General features: G+C 51.4%; 17 protein-coding genes. 3 read left to right on the top strand and 14 right to left on the bottom strand.

Annotated elements, in window-relative coordinates; translation table 11 throughout:
- The first annotated feature begins 154 nt into the window (after positions 1 to 154).
- Both GU926_RS06675 and GU926_RS06670 read left to right on the top strand, forming a co-directional pair.
- The gene (locus GU926_RS06675) at positions 155 to 3,256 is read left to right on the top strand and encodes a SusC/RagA family TonB-linked outer membrane protein (RefSeq protein ID WP_160690232.1); all 3,102 of its coding nucleotides are present in this window, start codon (positions 155 to 157) and stop codon (positions 3,254 to 3,256) included.
- Positions 3,257 to 3,265: 9 nt separating this feature from the next.
- Positions 3,266 to 4,642 (top strand): RagB/SusD family nutrient uptake outer membrane protein, encoded by a 1,377-nt coding sequence (locus GU926_RS06670; RefSeq protein WP_160690230.1) that lies wholly within the window; start codon positions 3,266 to 3,268, stop codon positions 4,640 to 4,642.
- Between the two features lie 102 nt (positions 4,643 to 4,744).
- On the opposite strand, the gene GU926_RS06665 is transcribed toward GU926_RS06670, so the two are convergent.
- From GU926_RS06665 to GU926_RS06645, 5 genes are all read right to left on the bottom strand, one after another.
- Positions 4,745 to 5,845 (bottom strand): M48 family metallopeptidase, encoded by a 1,101-nt coding sequence (locus GU926_RS06665; RefSeq protein WP_160690228.1) that lies wholly within the window; start codon positions 5,843 to 5,845, stop codon positions 4,745 to 4,747.
- 13 nt (positions 5,846 to 5,858) lie between these two features.
- Positions 5,859 to 6,824, bottom strand: coding sequence for a YjgN family protein (locus tag GU926_RS06660; protein WP_160690226.1), 966 nt, complete (start codon positions 6,822 to 6,824; stop codon positions 5,859 to 5,861).
- A gap of 136 nt (positions 6,825 to 6,960) precedes the next feature.
- On the bottom strand, positions 6,961 to 8,193 hold the full coding sequence (locus GU926_RS06655; protein WP_160690224.1) for an S-adenosylmethionine:tRNA ribosyltransferase-isomerase: 1,233 nt from the start codon (positions 8,191 to 8,193) through the stop codon (positions 6,961 to 6,963).
- Positions 8,194 to 8,268: 75 nt separating this feature from the next.
- The gene (locus tag GU926_RS06650) at positions 8,269 to 8,688 is read right to left on the bottom strand and encodes a DUF2721 domain-containing protein (RefSeq protein ID WP_160690222.1); all 420 of its coding nucleotides are present in this window, start codon (positions 8,686 to 8,688) and stop codon (positions 8,269 to 8,271) included.
- A 24-nt stretch (positions 8,689 to 8,712) separates the two neighbouring features.
- The gene (locus GU926_RS06645) at positions 8,713 to 9,231 is read right to left on the bottom strand and encodes a hypothetical protein (RefSeq protein ID WP_160690220.1); all 519 of its coding nucleotides are present in this window, start codon (positions 9,229 to 9,231) and stop codon (positions 8,713 to 8,715) included.
- Between the two features lie 289 nt (positions 9,232 to 9,520).
- On the opposite strand from GU926_RS06645, the gene GU926_RS06640 reads away from it, so the two are divergent.
- Positions 9,521 to 10,762 carry an aspartyl protease family protein gene (locus GU926_RS06640; protein WP_160690218.1) on the top strand — a complete coding sequence of 414 codons (1,242 nt, stop codon included), beginning with the start codon at positions 9,521 to 9,523 and terminating at the stop codon, positions 10,760 to 10,762.
- Positions 10,763 to 10,935: 173 nt separating this feature from the next.
- Here the strand turns inward: GU926_RS06640 and GU926_RS06635 are convergent, their stop codons facing one another.
- The 9 genes from GU926_RS06635 to GU926_RS06595 form a co-directional block, all read right to left on the bottom strand.
- Entirely contained in the window at positions 10,936 to 11,850 is a 915-nt protein-coding gene (locus GU926_RS06635; RefSeq protein WP_262886157.1) for an NAD(P)-dependent oxidoreductase, read from the bottom strand.
- Between the two features lie 59 nt (positions 11,851 to 11,909).
- Positions 11,910 to 13,223, bottom strand: a complete 1,314-nt coding sequence (locus tag GU926_RS06630; protein WP_160690214.1) for a sensor histidine kinase — start codon at positions 13,221 to 13,223, stop codon at positions 11,910 to 11,912.
- A gap of 337 nt (positions 13,224 to 13,560) precedes the next feature.
- Complete coding sequence (locus GU926_RS06625) at positions 13,561 to 14,235, bottom strand: response regulator transcription factor (RefSeq protein WP_160690212.1); 675 nt, start codon at positions 14,233 to 14,235, stop codon at positions 13,561 to 13,563.
- 27 nt (positions 14,236 to 14,262) lie between these two features.
- A complete protein-coding gene (locus tag GU926_RS06620; RefSeq protein ID WP_160690210.1) occupies positions 14,263 to 15,177 on the bottom strand; it encodes a hypothetical protein in 915 nt (304 codons plus the stop codon).
- 94 nt (positions 15,178 to 15,271) lie between these two features.
- Entirely contained in the window at positions 15,272 to 16,060 is a 789-nt protein-coding gene (locus GU926_RS06615) for a hypothetical protein (protein ID WP_160690208.1), read from the bottom strand.
- A gap of 110 nt (positions 16,061 to 16,170) precedes the next feature.
- On the bottom strand, positions 16,171 to 16,311 hold the full coding sequence (locus tag GU926_RS06610; protein WP_160690206.1) for a hypothetical protein: 141 nt from the start codon (positions 16,309 to 16,311) through the stop codon (positions 16,171 to 16,173).
- 67 nt (positions 16,312 to 16,378) lie between these two features.
- Positions 16,379 to 17,110: a flotillin family protein gene (locus GU926_RS06605; RefSeq protein WP_160690204.1), complete on the bottom strand. Its 732-nt coding sequence runs from the start codon at positions 17,108 to 17,110 to the stop codon at positions 16,379 to 16,381.
- Between the two features lie 212 nt (positions 17,111 to 17,322).
- Entirely contained in the window at positions 17,323 to 19,197 is a 1,875-nt protein-coding gene (locus GU926_RS06600) for a CocE/NonD family hydrolase (protein WP_160690202.1), read from the bottom strand.
- Positions 19,198 to 19,420: 223 nt separating this feature from the next.
- Entirely contained in the window at positions 19,421 to 20,230 is an 810-nt protein-coding gene (locus GU926_RS06595; protein WP_160690200.1) for a hypothetical protein, read from the bottom strand.
- Positions 20,231 to 20,494: the final 264 nt, after the last annotated feature.

The raw sequence follows: 20,494 nt of genomic DNA, 5'->3' as shown, positions 1-20,494 counted from the left end.
AGACCGTAGCCAGCCCTATATACGTACATAGGATAAACCTAATCAATGACTTTTTCATGAAGAACAAAACTTAGACAAAGTGACAAAGGAAAGATGCGCTCTTTCTCTGGTAGATGTGTGATTTGTAAATAGTAAACACCTGTAACAATTGTATATGAAAAGACTTTTCCTCATTTTGTTTGTCATGCTCAACGTGTTGAGTATAAGTGCCATGGCGCAGGAAAGAACTGTGTCGGGCAGGGTCACTTCTGCGGCTGACGGCTCTGCGTTGCCGGGCGTAAGCGTAGTAGTAAAAGGGACTACCAATGGGACCAGTACAGACGCAGACGGCCGCTATTCTTTGAGCGTTTCTGGGTCTCCAACGTTGGTTTTCAGTTACCTGGGATTTAATACCAAAGAGGTGAGCGCCGGCACCGGAGCCACCTTAAATGTTGCCCTGGCTGAGGGTGCGCGTAGCTTGAATGAAGTAGTGGTGATTGGATATGGTACCCAGGAGCGCCGCGAGGTAACAGGGGCTACTACCCAGGTAAATGCTGCTGCCATTGAGAACGTGCCCGTTGCGGGTGTGGACCAAGCCCTGCAGGGACGGGCAGCCGGGGTGCAAATCTCGCAGAACTCTGGTACGCCAGGGGGCGGGGTGACCGTGCGGGTGCGTGGTTCTAGCTCTATCTCAGCTAGTAACCAGCCTTTGTACGTGATTGACGGGGTGCCCATGACCACCGGTGACTACTCTCAGTTAGACTTCGGGGGCCAGTCTGTGAACGCACTCTCAGATTTGAGCCCGTCAGACATTGAGTCCATGGACATTTTGAAAGATGCCTCTGCGGCGGCTATCTACGGTTCACGGGCTGCCAACGGGGTAATCCTGATCACTACCAAACGCGGGAAGGCCAACAAAACCACCATCAACTTCAATGCCTATACTGGTATTCAGAACATGTGGAAGAAGCCGGGTTACCTGAATGCAGCCCAGTACCTGCAAGTAATGCGCGAAGCCTTCATCAATGACGGCTATCTTGGCGAAGACGATCCATGGGGACCAAATGATTTCGGCGATTTCTATTACGGAGGACTTGACTTTGATGCCGAAGGCGTAGACACTGACTGGATGGACCAGGTGACCGTGAAAGATGCCCGCATCAGCAACTATGAGCTGTCTGCCAGCGGCGGGGATGCCAAAACCAGGTACTATGTGTCTGGTAACTACTTTGACCAGAACGGTATCATCATAGGCAGCGGCTATGAGCGCTACAGTGGTCGTTTGAACTTGGATCACTCCTACAGTGACAAGTTATCTTTCTCTGCCGGCGTGCAATTAAGTTTGTCTGAAAACCAGCGTATTGTAAGTGACAACACCGTAATTGGGCCGTTTGCCAACTCGCTGGCTGCCTCGCCGGTGTTTCCGGTGTATTACCCAGACGGCACCTACAGCTACCCTAACTACTACTACACCAACCCGGTGGCAGAAGGCAAGGAGAATGACAATGAAAGCAAAAACCTGCGTGCCATTGGTAACATTTCTGCCAGATACACCCTTCTTCCTAGGCTAAACCTGAACCTGAAAGCTGGGGCTGACGTCCTGAACCTTTCTGAGCGCAGCTATACCGGTGACAACTTCCCGGGCAGTGTGGGCATTGCCACCCAGGGTTCGGCTACCAAAACTTCTACGCTGGTAAGCAAGAGACTTTTAGAAGCTACGGCAGATTACCGTTGGGAATTCACGCCAACAAGTTACGTGAACTTATTGGCGGGTACCTCTGTGGAGGAGAATGATATTGACAGAACCTTTGTAACGGGCCAAGGCTTTCCAAGTGAGCGGTTCCGCTACCTGAGCAGTGCCACCAGCGTGAACAATGGCTCTAACTCCATCACGCCATTTGCCTTGTTGTCTTACTTTGGTAGAGCCAACTTTAATATCTCAGACAGGTATTTGCTGGGCTTAAACTTTAGAGCAGACGGTTCAACCCGTTTCGGTAAGAATAACCGCTTCGGTTATTTCCCATCCATCTCTGTTGGTTGGAGAATCCTGGAAGAAAGCTTCATGCCAGAAGTAGCTGCTCTTAGTGAATTGAAACTGCGGGCCAGCTATGGTATCACGGGTAACCAGGAGATTGGAGATTTCACCTTCCTGGGACTGTTTGGCCCTGCCAGCTATGCTGACAGACCGGGTATTGCCTACAGTCAATTAGAAAACCCAGATTTGAAATGGGAAGAAACCAAGCAGTTCAACATTGGTGCTGACCTGGGGCTGTTCTCCAACCGGGTGAACGTTGCGGTAGACTACTACATTAAGACCACAGATGATTTATTGTACAATCGCCCAATTCCTACTCAGAATGGTCTGAGAAGCTATTCTTCCAACATTGGTAGTGTAGAGAACAAAGGCCTTGAATTTACTTTGAGCACCGTCAACTTCACCTCAGAAAACAAAGGCTTTACCTGGAACACAGATTTTAACTTGTCTTTCAACCGAAACAAAGTGTTAGAACTGTACCAGGGCCAGGATATTTTCTACGGGTTTGGCGGTAACTCTTTGGTATTGCGGGAAGGGGAGCCTATTGGAACGTTCTATGGTTTCAAAACCAACGGCATCTTCTCTACTACTCAGCAGGTAGTGGATGCCGGCAGGTATGTAGACGCCAACCAGGACGGGAACATTGACACCCAGGCCGGCGACGTGAACTTTGTAGACACCAACGGAGACGGTTTCATTACAGATGATGACCTGACCATCCTTGGCAACGCCCAACCAGACTTTGTGGGTGGTTTCACCAACACCTTCACTTATAAAGGCTTTGACCTCACCGCTTTCCTGCAATTCTCTGTAGGCAATGACATTGCCAACCCAGCCATGCAGTACCAGCAACACCTGGGTGTGTATGATGACAACATGCGGGACATAGTAGAAGGAAGATGGAAAAAAGAAGGGGACGTGACAGACATTCCACGGGCTACGTACTTAGATGAGAACGGAAACGGCCGTAGCAACCAAGACCGGTTTATTTATGATGGGTCGTATGCCCGTCTAAAAAACCTGATGCTGGGCTATACGTTGCCAAGCACCATCAGCCAGAGAGCCAAACTGCGCAGCGTACGTATTTTTGCACAGGCCCAAAATCTGGTGACGTTCACAGACTATCCAGGCTTTGACCCAGAAGTGAACTTTGCAGGTACTTCTAACACCACCATTGGCGTTGACTTTTACACCTTCCCGCAATCAAGAACCTTCACGTTTGGTGTTAACATCGGACTTTAATTTTCAGACATGAAAAAGAGACTTTATATACTTTTTATTAGTGCAGGATTGAGTGTTTTCACTTCCTGCCAAGATGTGCTGGACGTAGAGCCTACCGCTAGCATAGAGTTTGAAGGAGCCATCATTGACGCCCGGTCAGCAGACAGAGCGTTGCAAGGAGTCTACAGCGCCTTTCAAGCAGGTGATTATTATGGGTTGTCTTACCTATACTACCAAGACCTGTATACAGATAACCTCACGTTCACAGGTACTTTTAGCACCCACAGAGAAGTAGCCAGCCGTAACATCAATCCTACCAACCTGCAGATTGCCAACACCTGGGCTTCTATTTATACCGCCATTGGCAGAGCCAATGTAGTGATACAGGAAGTGAATGCGCTGGCCAACATTGAGCAGGAGGAAAAGGATAGAATTGTGGGCGAAGCTCATTTCTTGAGGGGCCTGGCTTATTTTGATTTGCTGAAAGTATTTGGAGGCGTCCCGATTGTTACCAAACCCACCATTGATGTAGGAGGTATTCAAAACCAAGGTAGAAGCACTGAGGCGGAGGTGTATACCCAGATTATCTCTGACCTGACTGTGGCAGAAACCAAACTGGTAGCAGATGACGAAGATGTCTTCAGTGGCTCTGGTTGGGCTGCTACAGCGCTCCTGGCTAGAGTATACTTGCAACAAGGCAATTATGCTCAGGCACGGGATAAGGCATCTAACGTGATTGATAACGGTCCCTTTAGTTTAGAAGAAAACTTCGGAAAAATCTTTGATGCTTCTGGTACGGACAATGCCTCTTCTGAGTCAATTTTTGAACTTGCCTTCAATGAAGATGATCAAAACGCACTGGCCAGTTCTTCTAACCCCGCGGTGCCAGGTCAAAAATTCTATGTTTCTGCCGGGCTTTTCAACCTGCTTTCAAGTGATGGGGGGGAGAGATTTGGAGAGACTACCTTGCAGCAGGGTACCCGAAGAAGAGTTGTCAAATATGATGACGTAGTAAATGGCAGTGATAACGTGGTCATCCTGAGGTTAGCCGAAATGTACCTGATCAGAGCCGAAGCCAACGCCCGTCTGGGAGCGGCAGGTGCTGCACCTTCTCAGCAGGTGGTAGATGACATTAATATGATTAGAAACCGTGCTGGGGTAGCAGATGCCAATCCTGCCACCAACGCAGAAGCTTTGACGGAGATTTTAAAACAACGCCGTCTGGAGTTTGCGGTTGAAGGTCTTCGGTTCATGGACTTGAAGCGTTTTGGACAGACCTGTGCCGTCCTTAATTTCTGTCCAGAAACAGCCGAAACGCAAGACAACACCTTCCGGAACTTATGGCCATTGCCATTCCAGCAGTTTGAGACCAACCCTAACTTGGGCAAGCAGAATCCTGGATATTAATCTGTAATCTCAACTTACCCTTAAATAAAAAAGAGGAGGCCTAACGCCTCCTCTTTTTTATTTGCCCTTACTTCTAGGGTTGTCCAAACCCAGGTTTTGTTTCTATCTCTGTTGCAAGGACCGCCAGGCTTGTTGCAATGGAGCAGATGCCGGAGCAGAAGTGTAAGGGTGTTGTTGGATCAGTTCCTTCAGGTGTTGGAGGCGGTCTGTGGTGAGCGGGTGCGTACTCAGGAGTGTGGGTACCTGAGAACCGGAAGAATCCTCCTCCTGCAGCCGTTCAAACAAGCGTTGCATGCCTTTGGGGTTGAGCGCATTGGCCTTGAGTAAAAAGAAGCCCTTGGTGTCTGCTTCTTGCTCCAGCGTGCGGCTATACTCCAAGGAATTTAGCTTGTCTGCGTTCTCTAGGATAAGACCTGAAAGCCCGGCCACGTCATTAAACAGCAGGGACAGGAAAATGTAAGAAGAAAGTTGCCGGGCCAGGGAACGCAGCGTATGTTTTTCCTGCACGTGGGCGTACTCATGGCCTAAAAGCGCGGCAAGTTCTTCAGGGGTTTCCAGCTTGTTGAGCAGTCCCGAGTAAATGACCAGATGGCCGCCCGGCAGGGCAAACGCATTCACAGTCTTGTCTTGCACCACCGTCACCTGTAACGGATAGTCCGTCTTGATGGAAAGCTGCTTCAGAAACCGCTGGGCATGACGGGTGCGTACAGAATCCACCTGCTCCTTTTCCATGAGTTGGGTGTAAATCTTCTCACCCAGGCTAATCTCTGTTTCTTTGGGCAACTGCCTAGACAGCAGATCAGCCACGGCAGGCAGCAGAAAGAGATAGCACAGAGCCAAACCAGCCAGGAACAGCAAACCCAATACATACAATCCAGGCCGATGTCCCTTGGGAACCGGCTGGGCGTTTTTATGGAAGACTGCCTCTGGATACGCTTTCTTTATGGTCTCTGCGAAGCCTGGAGAAACCACCTCTAAGGACTGTGCCGGATAATCTCCGTACCGGAGTACCGTTTTGGGCCCGTCCCGGAAGGCGTTGGGCTTGAGCAGGGCTGCTTCCCAGAAAAAGGCAGCAGAAGGCGCTGCCCCTTCCTCCGGTAGAGAAGAAGGGTACAGCGCCAATCCGGTTTCTTGTAAGATGATCTCTACGGACTGCCCCAGGGAGGAGCGCCCGTCATAGTACGTGCCAGAATACGTGGGCATATCCATCTATTCCTTATACCCAGCCTAAGTCCATCATGTCAGACATGTCTTCCATGACCGCGTCTTTGTATTCTTCCTCGGTCTGTACCAGGCTGTCTGGGTCAAAATCACCCATGATGTCTGTGTTGTTGATAATGAATTTAAGCGTGCGCACAGTGGCCCACGGTGATCCTAGTCCTAACGTGAACATGACCAACAGCAGGTTGCCTACCAACAGTTTAAAATACCCGAAGCCAGACACCGTAGAATCCAGCCTTACATATTTGCCGTTCTGCTCCAGTAGCATGTTGTTGAGGTAGAACAAGTGCAGATCGCGCATGTACCAGAAGAGGTAAATACCCAGGGTAAGGCCAGACAGGATCATGCCTTTTAGATGAATCATGAACAATTCTGCGCCCGTGCCCTGAAAATGGAACTGCACATTGCCCATTCTCAAATTGTTGACAATGTAAGTGCGCAGATTCACCTCCAGCCATGCCCGGTAAAAGCCCAGGGTGATGATGGTCAGGAATATGTCACGGTAAAACATAAGAGAAAGCTCTTTCAAACTGCCACGATAGCCAAAATGAATGCCTCTCCAGGACGTGCGGGACATTCTGTACCGCATGCGGCCATGAATAGCCATCGGAATCAAAACCACCAAGACGGCCAGGTATCCATAGACTACATAGTTGATCAAATCCAGGTCCTGGGTGAATGCGGCATAGAAAAGAGAGGCATAGAAGACCACTACCAAGGCCATTACCTTCAGGTAGCCTATGAACATCTCCTTGCCAGTGCCGTGAAACGTAAAGGAACTGCCAGACAGTTTGGTCTTGGCGTAAGTGTAGCGGAGAATATTGGCCTTGGCCCAAGGATAGTAGAGACCTAAGGTAAGGGCCGTGAGCACCCAGTTGGCCAACTGGATCTCAAATAACTGGGAGCCTTTTCCCTGAAATTCTAAATCAATGTTTTTCTCTGAAGGGTAATAGTTTGCCATACAAGTTGTTTAGGGTTTAGTAAGGTAGGTTTGCGTAACGGAACTTACTCAGATTAGGCAACTTAACCAAACCTTTGCGTAGGCAGAACATCGTTTTTGGCCTCTTTTCTAGCAAAGAGGCCAAAAACGAAAGGGATCAAGGGAGTAGCAGAGAGCTGTCTCCGTAGCTTAAGAAGCGGTAGTTGTTGGCCAGGGCGTGCTTGTACACCTTCTGCCAGGCCGGGCCGATGAGAGCCGCTACCAAAAGCAAAAGCGTGCTGGTAGGCTGGTGGAAATTGGTGATGAGGCCAGTGCAGAGCTTGAACTGGTAGCCGGGGGCAATCAAAATACGGGTGGTGGCCTGTAAGTGAGTGAGCCCTTGCTGATCTAAATAATGGATAATGCTCTCCAGCGCCTCCTGCACAGAAAGAGAGGTGCGCTGGTCATACGGCAGCCATTGCGGCACTAGTAACTGATCCTCTTCGGTGGGCAGGGAACCCATAGACAAGCCTACGCCCAGCCAATACAGACTTTCCAGGGTGCGCATGGAAGTGGTGCCCACGGCAATGACGGGTCTGCCCAAATGCCGAAGTAGCTGCTCTACCATCTCTCTATCCACAGAAAGCTGCTCTGGGTGCATGTAATGGTGCTCCATCACCTCAGACTTGACTGGCTTGAATGTCCCTGCGCCCACGTGCAGGGTCACAAACGCCGCTTGGTGTTTTCGCTGTTGCAATTGCTCCAGCACCCGCGGCGTAAAGTGCAGGCCGGCGGTAGGTGCGGCCACGGCACCGGCGGCGGCGGCATACACGGTCTGGTAGCGGTTCTGGTCTTCTGGGGCGGCATCGCGGTTCATATACGGAGGCAGCGGCAGAAGACCGGCAATTTCCAGCACCTCCGCGAAGGTGCGCTCTGCCTGCGTCCAGGAGAACCGGATGGCATAGCCTTCCTCGGCAGGAGCCAAGCGCTCCGCGTTCAGAACACCGCTTTCTGGGGAAGGACCGAGGGGCATTTCCAGACGGCCTTCGCGCCAGCGCTTGTTGTTGCCCACCAAACATTTCCAGACCACAGATTGCGTCTGCTGCATGGCTTGCTGCACTTCTCTGATGGGCTCCAGCGGCTCCAGACAGAACAACTCAATCATGCCACCCGTGGCTTTCTGGAAACGCAGACGCGCCTGCACCACCTTGGTATTGTTGAACACCAACAAGGATTGGGCCGGCAACGCGTTGGGCAAATCAGTAAACCGGGCATCTGCAATGCGACCCTGCTGGTAGAGCAACAGACGGGACTGGTCCCTTTCCTCCAGCGGAAACTGGGCTATGCGTTCCTCCGGGAGGTCATAGGTATAGTCTGAGATGGAAATCTGACGGGGATGGAAGGCACTCATGCGCGTAGTAAAACGATAAAAGTAATGGCAAATTTAGCAGGCATCCGTTTCAGGAACCGGCGCAGGGACAGATTATTAAGGAAGCACCAACGGTCCGCTGGCTTCTCCCTGCTCCAGGTCGCTCAATTCTAGTTCAAGCGCCTTTACAGAAATCTGGATTTCCCGGAAGGAGAGGGACATTGACACCATCAAAAGCACCAGGCTGACACCGAAGATGATTTCACCGGCAGTCTGCCAGCCTCTGTACAGCATAAACATGCACAGCACGCAGGAGAACATGCTGGCAATGCCCATGGCCTGCATGTTTCTGATCAAGAAGAGCCGCGTACGCAGGTTCTGGATTTGTCCGAACACCAGATGGCTGTGCGAGGTCTGGTACCGGTGCTTTAAATCCCTGATGAGCTTGGCCAGAGACATGAACCGGTTGGTGAACGCCAGCAGCAACAAAGACAAAGCCGGGAACAGCAGGGCGGGGGTGGTGAGCGTTATCTCCATGGCAGTGAGAAAAGCAACGGCAGGTTACGCAGGGTTGCCCTCAGAATCATCGTCCTCATCCTCATCATGGCCGGGCTGAATCTCCAAGTCATGAGCTAGTTCCAGGGCTTCTTCCAGGAGCTCGTCTGTTTCTTCTTTAGACGAGGCTTGCAGGGTACGCTCAAATAGGGCCAGCACGTGCTCGGCCTCTGCGTTCACGTACAAATCGGTGTAGAGTTCTTCAAACAGGTGACCTTTTTTCTGGATGCGCTTGTCAATCTCCTGCACGTTGGGCGCGTCCAGGGCGTCTATCAGCAGGTCGCGTACTTCGGCGCTGTCCTGGTCGCCGCCCAGGTCTGTGAGCAGCTGCAACAAGGTAATGGCAATGCCCAGGCGCAGGCGCTCATATTTGAAACTTACCAACTCCTGGCTTAACCTGCCAGGACGGGCCTGCTGCAAGGCCTCTTCCAGCTCTTGGTATAAAGGCGTGAGTCTAGTGTGCAGAGTGGCTGCCTCTTGTGAGAAAACCTGGGAAAGGAACTGTTGGTAGATAGCGGCGCTCATGGCAGAAGATTCTTTAAAAACAGCAAGTTAACAAAAGAACTTCTTTGGCGCTTGCTGTTGCTGCCGTTTTTGGCCCGTTTTCCAGAAAACAGCCCAAAAAAGGCGTCTGGTTTTTAAGGATGACCAGGCCCGACAGCGCCAGATGGGAAGCCAGGCTCCCTAGAAACGGACATACGGCCGTAGCATAGTTTATAAATATAGGGAGATTTGTATGTAATTAATCAGAAGTTGATTATATTACTACACCTGTCGGCTAGTAATGGCTTCCTGTCTAAAGAGATCAATTTTCATGCGGTTACGTCATTTCTGGATATTGTGGTTTCTCTTGACAACTACCGCGGCGTTTGCCCAACAGGTAGAGGTGGAGGAGTTTAAATTCCCCGCTTCTAAGAACTTCGTCAAGATCCCGTTCAAGCTGGTGCACAACCTGGTGGTCATTCCGGTGAACATCAACAACTCCAAGCCGCTCAATTTTGTGGTAGATACGGGCGTGGAGACATCGCTTCTCACGCAGCTGGGCAAGTTTGACTCCATTACCCTTAACAATGTGCGGCCTCTGAGTCTGCGCGGCCTAGGCAAGGGCGAAGGCATCAAAGCGATGAACTCCTCGGGCAACCGCATCCACTTTTCTGGGATTGAGGCCAAGGGCCAGCAGATGCTGGTGCTCATGGAGAACATCTTCAGCCTTTCTACGCGGCTGGGGGTGGAGATACACGGCATCATTGGCTACTCCCTGTTTAAAAATTTTGTGGTTGAGATTGACTACCAGAACCGGGTCTTAACGCTGTTCAAACCCGGCACCTACCCCAAGAAACGGCTAAAAAAGGCCAGCCGGGTGCCCATTTTCATTGAAGACGCCAAGCCTTACGTGAAAGCGGTCATTACCTCTGAAGACGGCATAAAGCACCCCATCCGGTTGGTCATTGACAGTGGCCTGAGCACGACCATGTTGCTGTACCTGCCTTCCATTGCCGCCCTGAAAATACCACAGCCCAACATTGAAGCTTACCTGGGCCGCGGCCTGAACGGTGAAATCCATGGTCGCATTGGCCGCGTAGAAAGCCTGCAACTGGGAAGCTTCCTGCTGAAGCGCCCTCCGGCCTCGTTCCCAGATTCCATCTCCATCCAGCACGCGCTCAATCTCAAAAACCGCAATGGCAACCTGGGCGCCGACATTCTGCAACGGTTCAAAGTGGTGATGGACTACCAGAACGGCCAGATGTTCCTGACCCAGAACTACAAGTACGGCTCGCCGTTTTACTTTAACCTGAGCGGGCTGGAAATTGTCACGCCCATCCCAGGTTTAAATTACTACACTGTTTCTGATGTGCTTCCCAACTCTGCCAGCAGCAAGGCGGGCCTTATAAAGGGCGATGCCCTGCTCACCATTGACGGCGTGAACTGCGCCACCAAGTCCCTGGAAGAAATCCTGAGCCTGTTCCAAAGCAAGCCCGGCCGCAAACTCAAACTCCAAGTAAAACGCGACTCCGCCACCATCAAAACCACGCTCTATCTGAGTGACGTGATTTAGGCTGCTTTTTGATTTTTCTGCCAATAGTTTGAAAGCAGTTGATTTCTGATGAAGGACGCTTACGCCATGGTAGAAATCAAAACCCGTTTTTGGCCTCTTTTCCAGAAAAGATGCCAAAAACGGGTTTATGGTATTTGGAATTATGTCTGTTCGCTGGCAGGTACAGTACAGACTTAGCCTTTTAGGAAACTGTAAATAGAGGAAAAATCCTGGTCAGCTAGGCCGTTTTGTTTGGCTTGGGCGTAGAGTTCTTTGACGGTTTGCAGGCCGGGTAAAGCCACGCCTTGCTCATAGGCCGTCACGCTGGCCAGATGCAGGTCCTTGTGCATCCATTCCAACGGAAACTCCGGAGAGAAATCACGCGTGAGGAGCTTGTTTTCCTTCAGTTTCAGGAAGGGGGCTGCGGCCGGGCCAGAAAGCAAGGTTTGGCAAAGCACCTCCTCAGAGATTCCCAGCGAACTTCCCAAGGTCAAGGCTTCGGAAAAGGCGGCCATTACGTGGCCCATGAGCATGTTCACGGTCATCTTCATGCTGGCGCCCTGGCCGTGGCCGCCCACGTGCGTCACGGCTTTGCCCATCACGTCCAGCAGCGGCCTGATCTCTTCCACGTCCTTTGCCTCGCCACCAACCAAAAAGATCAGCTGGCCATTCTGCGCGGGCATCAGGGAGCCAGATACGGGTGCGTCTACAAAACGGTGTCCCATTTTCAATGCTATTTGGGCCATGCGAGCGGTAAAGGAGGGGTTCACGGTGCTGCAGTCCACCCAGAGAGAGTTGCCGGGTAAAACCTTCAGAAAACCTTGTGGGCCGGTGGCTACTTCTTCTACCGCATCTGGCGTAGAGAGCATAGTAAAGACCAGACGGCATTGTTGTGCCACTTCTTCTGGGGAGGAAGCCAGCTGCGCGCCGTTGGCTACTAACTCATCTGCCTTGGAGGCGGTGCGGTTGTACACTACCAGCTCATGGCCGGCTTTCTGCAAGTTGGCGGCCATACGGCTACCCATAATCCCTAATCCTATAAATCCTATCTTCATGCTACTTCTTGTTGAGGTGATACTGTTGTGAAGGTACGGATTTACCAGCCACACGGGCAAAGTGATACAGGGCCGTTTTTGGCCTGTTTTCTGGAAAAGAGGCCAAAAACGGATTAAGCGCCTTTGAATTGGAAGCAAAACGAGGTGCCCTCGCCTAGTTTGGACTGCACATGTAAGGTAATGTCATGGAAGCCGGCAATGGTCTGGACAATGGGCAGGCCCAGGCCGTGGCTCTCGCCGTCTGGAGCATGAAAGCGTTTGAACCTGCTGAAGATGAAGGGCAAGGCCTCCTCCGAAATACCCACGCCCGTATCTGCCACGCACAAAGTGTAGCCCTCCGGTTTCTCTTCGCCCCTGATGGTGATGGTGCCGCCCGGTTTATTGTACTTGATGGCATTGTTGACCACGTTGAACAGCATGGTGAACAGCAGGCTCTGGTTGGCTTGGGGCAGTATGAAGTCTTTGGGTACGTGCACTTCCAGGTTGACTTCCCTTACTTCGGCGCGCTCCGTGATTTCATCGCAGACTTCGCGCACCAAAGACTCCAGGCTTACGCTTTCATCTTTCAGATACTGTTCATTCTCAATTCTGGAAATCAAGAGCAGGGCCTGGATGATGCTTTTCAGGCGGTGCAAGGTGCGCAGATTGTCTACCAGTTTCTCTAGCATGGCCTCTGGCGTTTCTGGGTCTGCCAGTAGGTTCTCCAAGCGGTTCTGCATGATGGAGATGGGTGTGAGCAACTCATGTGACACATTGCCAATAAACTCCTTCTCCTTCTGGAACGCCTCTTGTATCTGGCCCATCATGTCATTGATGGTGTTGTTGAGGTACAGGAAGTCATCTGTAGAGGTGTTGAGGCCGTGCGGTTTGAAGGTGGTAGGATGTTCCACGCGTTGCAGGCGGCGCACAATCAAAGTAAGCGGTTTCAGGAGCACTTTGCTATAGGCCAAATCCACGAAGACTGTAATCAAGACCACGGCTACCAAGAAGATGAGCGCATAGCTTTGCAGCGTCTGGCTGTTCTCGCCAATGGTCTCGGTGCTGCGGCCAATCTCTAGCAGGTAGCGCTTCTGGCCTAAGTCAAAAGTGCTGGAGAGGAGGCGGTATTCTACCACTTCGCCTTCTACTTTGCGCAGGGCCGTGCTGATGCCGTTGTTGACCTTGCCGCTTTTGACCTCCTCCAAAGAGACGAACTCCTCTTTGAGCAGGTTGTAACTCCCGTAGCTGGTGGTGCCCTCCGGGATGTAGGTTTCAATGCCCCGGTCTCCTATTAATTGATAGACAATCTCCTCTTTCTGCTGCAGCCTCACGTCTGCGTTGTGCAAGGCCACTTTGTTCACCAGCGTAGGAAGCGCCGCAATCAAAACCAGCAGAATGACCACCTTAGAAGCAGCACTAAACAAGGCAAGTTTGGACTGGAGACGCATGGGTTAATGTGCTAATGGATTAAGGTGCTGATGTGCTAATTGTTGATGTGAAAATTTGGAGATGTGAAGATGTGCAAATGGATTGAGGAGGGATCGTTTTTGGCTTGTTTAGGCGAAAATAGGTCAAAAACGCATAGGGTTGTGGAAAATATTATGAGGCTATTGGCCTTGTTGGTGATAACACCAACAAGGGAAGGCAGGACAGGCCAGCAACAGTGCTTACGGTGCATCCTTATTGAAGTGCGGTAGAATATCATTTCCTGATTTCCACATCTTCACATCTCCAAATTTCCACATCTTCAAATTAAAAAATAGCACATTAGCACATTAAAAAAGGTTACGCAGATAACCGGTAGCCTACGCCACGTACGGTTTCCAGCCAGTCAGTGGGGGCGTGGGTGGAGAGTTTCTTGCGGAGGTTCTTGATGTGCACGTCTATGTAATTGGAGTCGTAGTCGTCTTCCAGGATGTTGCCCCAGATGTGCTCTGTGAGTTGCAGCCGGGTTAAGATGCGGTTGCGGTGCAGCACCAGGTAATGCAGCAGGTCGAACTCCTTTTTGGTGAGGAGAATCTCTTGGTCCTGGTAAGAAACCCGGCGCGAACTGGTGTCCAACTCAAACCCCTGAAACGCCACTACGGAAGTCTTTAACTTGAACTTTCGGCGCACGACGGCCTGCATGCGGGCCTGCAACTCTAGTAAAGAAAAGGGTTTGGGCAGGTAGTCATCGGCGCCTAGCCCTAAGCCTTTAATGCGGTCTTCCAGAGCGCCGCGGGCGGTGAGCACAATCACAGAAGGATCATGGTCCAGTTGCTTGGTTTCGGCGAGCAGGTCCAGGCCGTCATAATCGGGCAGGCCCAAGTCTAGGAGAATGAAATCATAGAGGTTGACGGCAATCTTCTCAGAGGCTTCGCGGCCGCTGGAGGCCCAGTCACAGGTGTAATGCTCTTTGGTGAGAAAGTGCACCAGCTCATTGGCCAGACCGGCTTCATCTTCTATAATCAATACGTGCATGGCAACTCAATTTTAGACGAAGATAGCTTAAAACGTATAGCTAAGGTTCATGGAGTAAAAAGACTGCGGCTTGGATTCATCGCCTTCAACTTTGTTCACCGGAATGGCATACCGGTAAGCCGGCTCAAACTCAAAATTACCCACGCTCACCACCAACGGCACGCGCAAGCCATAGTTCAAGATTCTGAAGCGCTTAGACGTGGTAGTAGTGGTGGTGGTGGTAGTACTGCCGTTGTTGCCATTGCCGTTTCCGTTGCCAATGGGCAGGACCGGGTCCAGGACGCCGCCTTTCTTCTTGTTCTGGGTGACGGTGGTATGGGTTTCGGCAAACTCCTGGGTACCCGCAATCACGCTCACCTTCGGGTCCAGGCCTACTGAGAACTTACCTTTCCAGAGCGGGTCCAGGGGAATGTAGCGCGAGTTGTCCAATACGGTGAAGATGTCATTGCTGCCGCCAAACACGTAGCTGGTGGTAAGACCCGTGTACAGGATCTTCCAGTCATAGTTGCCAGAAGCGGTGGCGGCATTGGAAGTGACAGCCTGAATTAAAGGAGTGTTCTTCCCGAAGAAGAAGCGCGTGTAGCTCACAGACCCGTCAAAGCGCTCGCCTAGTTTAAACGCGTAGCCCGCAGAAAGATCGGTCTCGTCTATCACGTCCTCGGTGTCAAACAACTGATAGGACATCACAGACAGGAAGAGCCCGGTCTTGTGGGTATAGGTGAGGGAGCCTGCTATGTAAGGATATTGAATGGCGGTGTTGCGGCCATAGAAAGAGGCGTTGTTGGCGCTTTCAAGGCCCAGGGTCCACCAGCCTTTTTTGTTGTCTTCCGGGGTGGTGGCTCTAGGCCCTGAGGAGACCGTAGAAGAACCGTTTTTGTCTGTCTGGGCAGCCGAGGTCAGGCTTAGCGCCAAAAGGAAACAGAATCCAATTACTTTTTTCATCTGCATGGGTTACGTGAGTGGATAAAAAATCCGTCGCCTCTGCACTGGGCAGAAGCGACGGGTAGCATTGGGGGATATGCTAACGGTGTATTTTTTAGTTTTTGCCTACTTTGATCACTGAGCCAACGCCCACTTTGCCGCCTACTTTTACCGGCTTGGCAGCTTTAGCGGCATTGCCCACGGCTTTGGTGGCCCCAGCGGCGCTACCTTGCACGGCCCGGGCGGCACCTCTTCCTGGGCGGGCCGCAGATCTAGGCGCTTTCACTTCTACTTCTGCCTTGGCACCAGCTTCTACCTTCTCAGGTTTCTCCTGGCGTTTGGCGCTGGCCACTTCTTTCACGTCCTGGCCTTTTTCTTTGGAGTCCTCCTTGGCTTGCTGGGCTGTAGCCTTTACCTTCTTACCATGGTTGTCCTGCTCTTTCTGGGTCTTGTCAGAAGCCTTTTCTTTAGACACCTCCTTCTTTTCTGCCTTGGCTTTGTCCTGGCTTTTGCCCTGACCTTTGCCTTGCGCCAGCAATGAACCCGTAAGAGCTGTTTCACTGGTCAGCGCGCCTTCTTCAGGAGAGACAACCTGGGTGTTAACTCCCAAAGATGCCTGTGTTTCAGACAGCTCCTGGAAACGAGCGGCAGCGGCTTCTTGCGTTTCTTTGGTAAAGGCATTGGCTGCTTGGCTGGCTTCGGCTTTTTTGGAACGGGCCATCTCCCGCACGTATTCACCTTTACCGGTTGCGTCTGCAGAAACTTCACCAGATGCCGTTGCCCGGGCTGCGGTGCTTACGGTTTGGCCGTGGGTATCTGTTTTGTCTGTGGTCGGGCCTGTAACTTGTGCGTATGTGGCGTTACCAGTAAAAAGAACTAGTAGAATGTAGGTCAACTTTCTCATGGGGGTAGGGTGGTTGGGGGTGATACGTACGTCAAAAATAAGAGAGCAAGATGAAGGGAACATGAAGAGCATCGTCTTGCCGCAGTTTTTATTTTTTTGCTGAGTGGGTGTTAGGCTTTGAGAGGTAACGGATTGGGCGTGTCTGTTGGTTCATGCAACCGCAGAAGTATGGTCAAAGGGGCACCATACGCCGGAAAAGAAGTCACCAGCAAACTATTAAACGCCAAAATAAGTGCCAGATACAGTTTCATAGGAAAGGTGTGTTAGGTGAAAAAAGTGGTCACTGCCGCTTGCCCGGCAGTGACCTGGACTGGGGGATTATTGTTTACCAACCTGGATGCTGGTAGCGGTGTTCACTTTCACCGGACGAACGCCTTTGGTAGAAATGCCGGTAGAGACTTTGCCTCTGCGCGAGGCGCCGGTGGCTTTCACGTTGGCGTTGGCACCAGCTTCAGTGCGGCGGGCGCTGCGTTTTACTTTGGTGGTTTCTTTTTTGGCAACCGTTCTTACGGCCTCTCCCTTGGCCACCCCGGCCTCAGTAGTGGTTTGGGCGGTAGTGCTTACGGTCTGGCCGTGGGTATCTTGTTTTTCTTTGGCGGTGGCTACATCAGCGTCTGCTTTCACTTCGGCTTCGGTGCGGGTTTCTTGAGCGGCTTTGCGGGCGGCTTTCTCCTGGGCTTTCAGTTCCTCTCTGCGGGCTTTAGCTGCTTCAATCTCGGCTTTGGTTTTTACCTCTGCTTCGGCTTGGGTGTTGGCAGTGGTTTCTTTTACCTTCTGCTTTTTCGCCTTGGCCTTTTCTTGTTTGGCTTTTACCGTCTTCTCCGTTTTCTGAACGCCAGCATCCTTGGTTTTGGCAACAGCGCTCACTACTTCACCTTTGTTGGTGCCATCTACCGTGGCCTGGCCAGAAACAGTGGTTTTAGCAGTGGTGCTTACCGTTTGGCCATGCGTGGTGGTTTGGGTAGTGCCCGTGGTGGTAGAAGTAGTAGTCTGCGCGTAAGAAGCGGCGGCAACAAAAAGTGCGGCGGCAAATAGAGTTAGCTTTTTCATCTTGTGTAGGGGTTTTAAATGATTACTGCGTCAAAACTAGGATGTCAAGATGAAGAGAAGATGAAGAACCACTTTTCTTGAAAAAAAAATAAAATATTTTTTCTGCCACCTGAAAAGAAGCGTTTTTGGGCTGTTTTACCGGAAACTGACCAAAAACAAAAAGGCCGCTCCTTTCTGAGGGAGCGGCCTTGTGCATTGAAAGATGAAGAAATCTACAGCACCTTCACTTTTAGGTAAGAGGGCTGCGCCGGGCTGAAGTACACGCGGTGCGTGGCTTTCTGGAAATCCTCTGGTTTGGCTTTGTAGATGTTGGGCACAAACTTCTGCGGATTGCGGTCTACCAGCGGAAACCAAGTGCTCTGCACCTGCACCATGATGCGGTGGCCTTTTTTAAACGTGTGCAGGATATCTTGCAGAGGCACGTTGACGGCTGTCACTTGGTTGGGCGTAAACGGCTCGGGCTTCTCATAGCTGTTTCTGAAGCGGCCGCGCAACACCTCGCTGCGCACCATTTGCTGGTAGCCTCCCATTTTCACGTTGGCCGGATTGTGGGCGTTCTGTACGGCAGTGTCTGGGTACACGTCAATCAGTTTCACTACCCAGTCAGCGTCTGTGCCGGTGGTGGAGATGTTGAGCGCCGAAAGGATTTCACCGGCCAGGGTCACGTCTTCGGTCAAAACCTCGGTTTGATATACTAGAACGTCTGGGCGGCGGCTGGCAAAACGCTGGTCATCGGTCATGTACTCGCGGGTCATGCCTACGGTGGTTTCTTCTGAGAACGGTACCGGCTTGTTGGGGTCAGAGATGAACTCGTCATAACCAGTGCCGGTGGTAGCGGGTTTGGTAAAGCTCAGTTGACCGTTCGGCCCGAAGTACAGGAACTGCTCCTTTCCTTCTTTGGGAGGCCAGGCGGCAAACTCGCGCCACTGGTTAGCGCCGGTGTTGTACATGTAGGCTTCGGGCAGGTCTGGCTTTCCTTTGCCGCTGCCTTTCAGGTAGTGCCTGAAGAACTTGGCCTCAATCTCTGGACGGTAGAATTCTGAGGTCTTTTGGGAGAAAGACACTTTGCCCAGGGTCTGGCCGCTGGAACGGGACCAGCCACCATGGAACCAGGGTCCCATCACTAGGGTGTTGTAGGCGTTCGGGTTTTTTGCTTCAATGGTTTTATAGGTGTTCAGGGCGCCAAATAAGTTTTCGGCGTCAAACCAGCCACCCACGGTCATGACGGCGGGCTGCACCTTGTTCAGGTGCGGCCGTATGTTCATGGCTTGCCAGAAGCTGTCATAGTTGGGGTGTTCTACAATGTCATTCCAGAAGGAGACCTGGTTTTTGAGGTACAAGTCATTGGCGTTGCTCAACGGACCCAGGCGCAGGAAGAAGTCATAGCCGTCTGGCGTGCCATGGTTGAAGCGCGGCGCACCGGTGGGAGACGGCTGCGGCCTAGGCTGCCCGAAGCTGCTCAAAAAGTTAAACGCGTGCGGCAAAAAGAAAGCGCCGTGGTGATGGAAATCGTCCCAGAACCAGTCGGTTACGGGTGCTTGCGGCGAGGAGGCTTTTAAGGCCGGATGGCTGTTCACCAGACCCACGGTGGTATAATAGCCCGGGTAGGAGATGCCCCACTGGCCTACGCGGCCGTTGTTGTTAGGCACGTTTTTCACCAGCCAGGCTATGGCGTCATAGGTATCGGTGCTTTCGTCTGTGTCTTTCTTGCCCTTCTTGGTTTTGATGGGCGCCATGTTCACAAAATCTCCCTCGCTCATGTACTTGCCGCGCACGTCCTGGTAGGCGAAGATGTAGCCTTCGCGGAGCATGTCTGAAGACGGTCCTATGCTGGTCTTGTACTTGTCTGCTCCGTAGGGGGCCACTGAGTAGGGCGTACGGTTCATCATAATGGGATATTTCTGGCTTTTGTCTTTGGGAGCGTACACCACCGTGAACAGCTTGGTGCCATCGCGCATGGGTATCTGGTGTTCGGTTTTGAGGTAATTTTCCCTGATGTAAGCCGAGTCTGTGAGCGTCTGGGCCTGGGCCAGGCTGCCGGAAAGGACCAGCATGAGCAGCAGGCAGCGCCAAAGGAGTAGTTTCATAGGTAAGGGGTTTGTTAGTGTTGGTGCCTCAAATTAGAGAATTCTGCCCTAGTGGGCAACATTCATTTTTGGGCTATTTTCTGAGAAAGAGGCCAAAAACGCGTTCCATCTCTGGTGCCAAGTCTCTTGGCAGGAGGCTTCATTGCCCTGGGTTGGCAACGACGTTAAAAAAAAGCCCGCCTCCTAGAATAAGAGGCGGGCTTCTACTGGTGATAAGCACTATTTATTTACAGTTATAGCTAGCTTTATAGGTAGTAACTACACCATTTTGCGTTGTCTCTGTATATTCTGTAGGGTAGTTATTAGCATTGTACTTGTACACACGGCTATAAGAATCACCTTGCAGAACATTGCCCTCTGCATCTTTCACAACAGCAGTTAAGATGTTATTAGGGGTGCTGTAGCCGCTTACAAGCTTCTCTAAGGCATTGATTGGGTTTACGTTGCTGTCATAGGTGTAATCAGTGGTCAGCTCCAACGTGCCCGTTCCAGTGCCAGAATAGTCCATTTTCTTTAAAATATTGCCATTGGCGTCATAGGTAAAAGTGGAGTATTCAACTTGCTCTAAGCTTGCGCTTGGCGACGTGGGATTGGTATTTAAAAACGTGGTGCTTTTTGTCACCTGCCCCGCTGAATTGTATTCAAAGGCATAGCGAAGTACCGGCGAGGTTGGTAAAAGAGAGACGAATCCGTTCATCTGAGAAAGCTGCCCGGCATTGTTGTAAACGTATTCAATAAACCCAGGAAACCCGAAGGGGCTGACAGGTGCGTCAAACTTAGCGGGCTTGCCGTTGCTGTAGGTCACCGTTCCTTCAATAGGGTCATCGCCTTCCATCTTCACAGAAGAAATTCTGCGGTCATTGTCATAGCCCAGCGTAGAGGTGAACGTAACGCCGTCCTCTGTAGAAGTGGCTGAGGTGAGTACGCAATCATCGGTTACCCCTGGGGTGTTCTCATCGTCGTCATCTGAACAGCTGGTGGCAAGCATAGAGACGCTGGCCAGAAATAGGAAGAGTACTTTGGTTAATTTCATAGTGACTGATTTTGTGGTGATGAGTAAATGTGAGGCTTTTGAAACTTCCCCTGTATACGAGGTATGTTCTATTTCTAGACAAGGATTTGTACAGTTTCCCCTACTTAAACTTCTAAAGTTATGAACACTCTTCATGGTAGGCTGGGGAGCAAGGCAGAGCCTCTTGGTTTTAGGAGGATGGGGTGGTCGTTTTTGGCCTGTTTTGCGTAAAAGGGGCTAAAAACGAAGGGTTGGTGGTCTGCCAATTTTTTCGGACTTTGGAGC

Source organism: Nibribacter ruber (genome assembly GCF_009913235.1).
GTDB classification, from domain to species: Bacteria; Bacteroidota; Bacteroidia; order Cytophagales; family Hymenobacteraceae; genus Nibribacter; species Nibribacter ruber.
Note: the sequence above shows the minus strand (reverse complement) of the source record. Positions and strands in the feature narration are given on the sequence as shown.

Bases quoted from the DNA above. Each gene is read 5' to 3' on its own strand.
- GU926_RS06675 (WP_160690232.1), top strand. From the start codon at position 155: ATGAAAAGACTTTTCCTCATTTTGTTTGTCATGCTCAACGTGTTGAGT.
- GU926_RS06670 (WP_160690230.1), top strand. From the start codon at position 3,266: ATGAAAAAGAGACTTTATATACTTTTTATTAGTGCAGGATTGAGTGTT.
- GU926_RS06665 (WP_160690228.1), bottom strand. From the start codon at position 5,845: ATGCCCACGTATTCTGGCACGTACTATGACGGGCGCTCCTCCCTGGGG.
- GU926_RS06660 (WP_160690226.1), bottom strand. From the start codon at position 6,824: ATGGCAAACTATTACCCTTCAGAGAAAAACATTGATTTAGAATTTCAG.
- GU926_RS06655 (WP_160690224.1), bottom strand. From the start codon at position 8,193: ATGAGTGCCTTCCATCCCCGTCAGATTTCCATCTCAGACTATACCTAT.
- GU926_RS06650 (WP_160690222.1), bottom strand. From the start codon at position 8,688: ATGGAGATAACGCTCACCACCCCCGCCCTGCTGTTCCCGGCTTTGTCT.
- GU926_RS06645 (WP_160690220.1), bottom strand. From the start codon at position 9,231: ATGAGCGCCGCTATCTACCAACAGTTCCTTTCCCAGGTTTTCTCACAA.
- GU926_RS06640 (WP_160690218.1), top strand. From the start codon at position 9,521: ATGCGGTTACGTCATTTCTGGATATTGTGGTTTCTCTTGACAACTACC.
- GU926_RS06630 (WP_160690214.1), bottom strand. From the start codon at position 13,223: ATGCGTCTCCAGTCCAAACTTGCCTTGTTTAGTGCTGCTTCTAAGGTG.
- GU926_RS06625 (WP_160690212.1), bottom strand. From the start codon at position 14,235: ATGCACGTATTGATTATAGAAGATGAAGCCGGTCTGGCCAATGAGCTG.
- GU926_RS06620 (WP_160690210.1), bottom strand. From the start codon at position 15,177: ATGAAAAAAGTAATTGGATTCTGTTTCCTTTTGGCGCTAAGCCTGACC.
- GU926_RS06615 (WP_160690208.1), bottom strand. From the start codon at position 16,060: ATGAGAAAGTTGACCTACATTCTACTAGTTCTTTTTACTGGTAACGCC.
- GU926_RS06610 (WP_160690206.1), bottom strand. From the start codon at position 16,311: ATGAAACTGTATCTGGCACTTATTTTGGCGTTTAATAGTTTGCTGGTG.
- GU926_RS06605 (WP_160690204.1), bottom strand. From the start codon at position 17,110: ATGAAAAAGCTAACTCTATTTGCCGCCGCACTTTTTGTTGCCGCCGCT.
- GU926_RS06600 (WP_160690202.1), bottom strand. From the start codon at position 19,197: ATGAAACTACTCCTTTGGCGCTGCCTGCTGCTCATGCTGGTCCTTTCC.
- GU926_RS06595 (WP_160690200.1), bottom strand. From the start codon at position 20,230: ATGAAATTAACCAAAGTACTCTTCCTATTTCTGGCCAGCGTCTCTATG.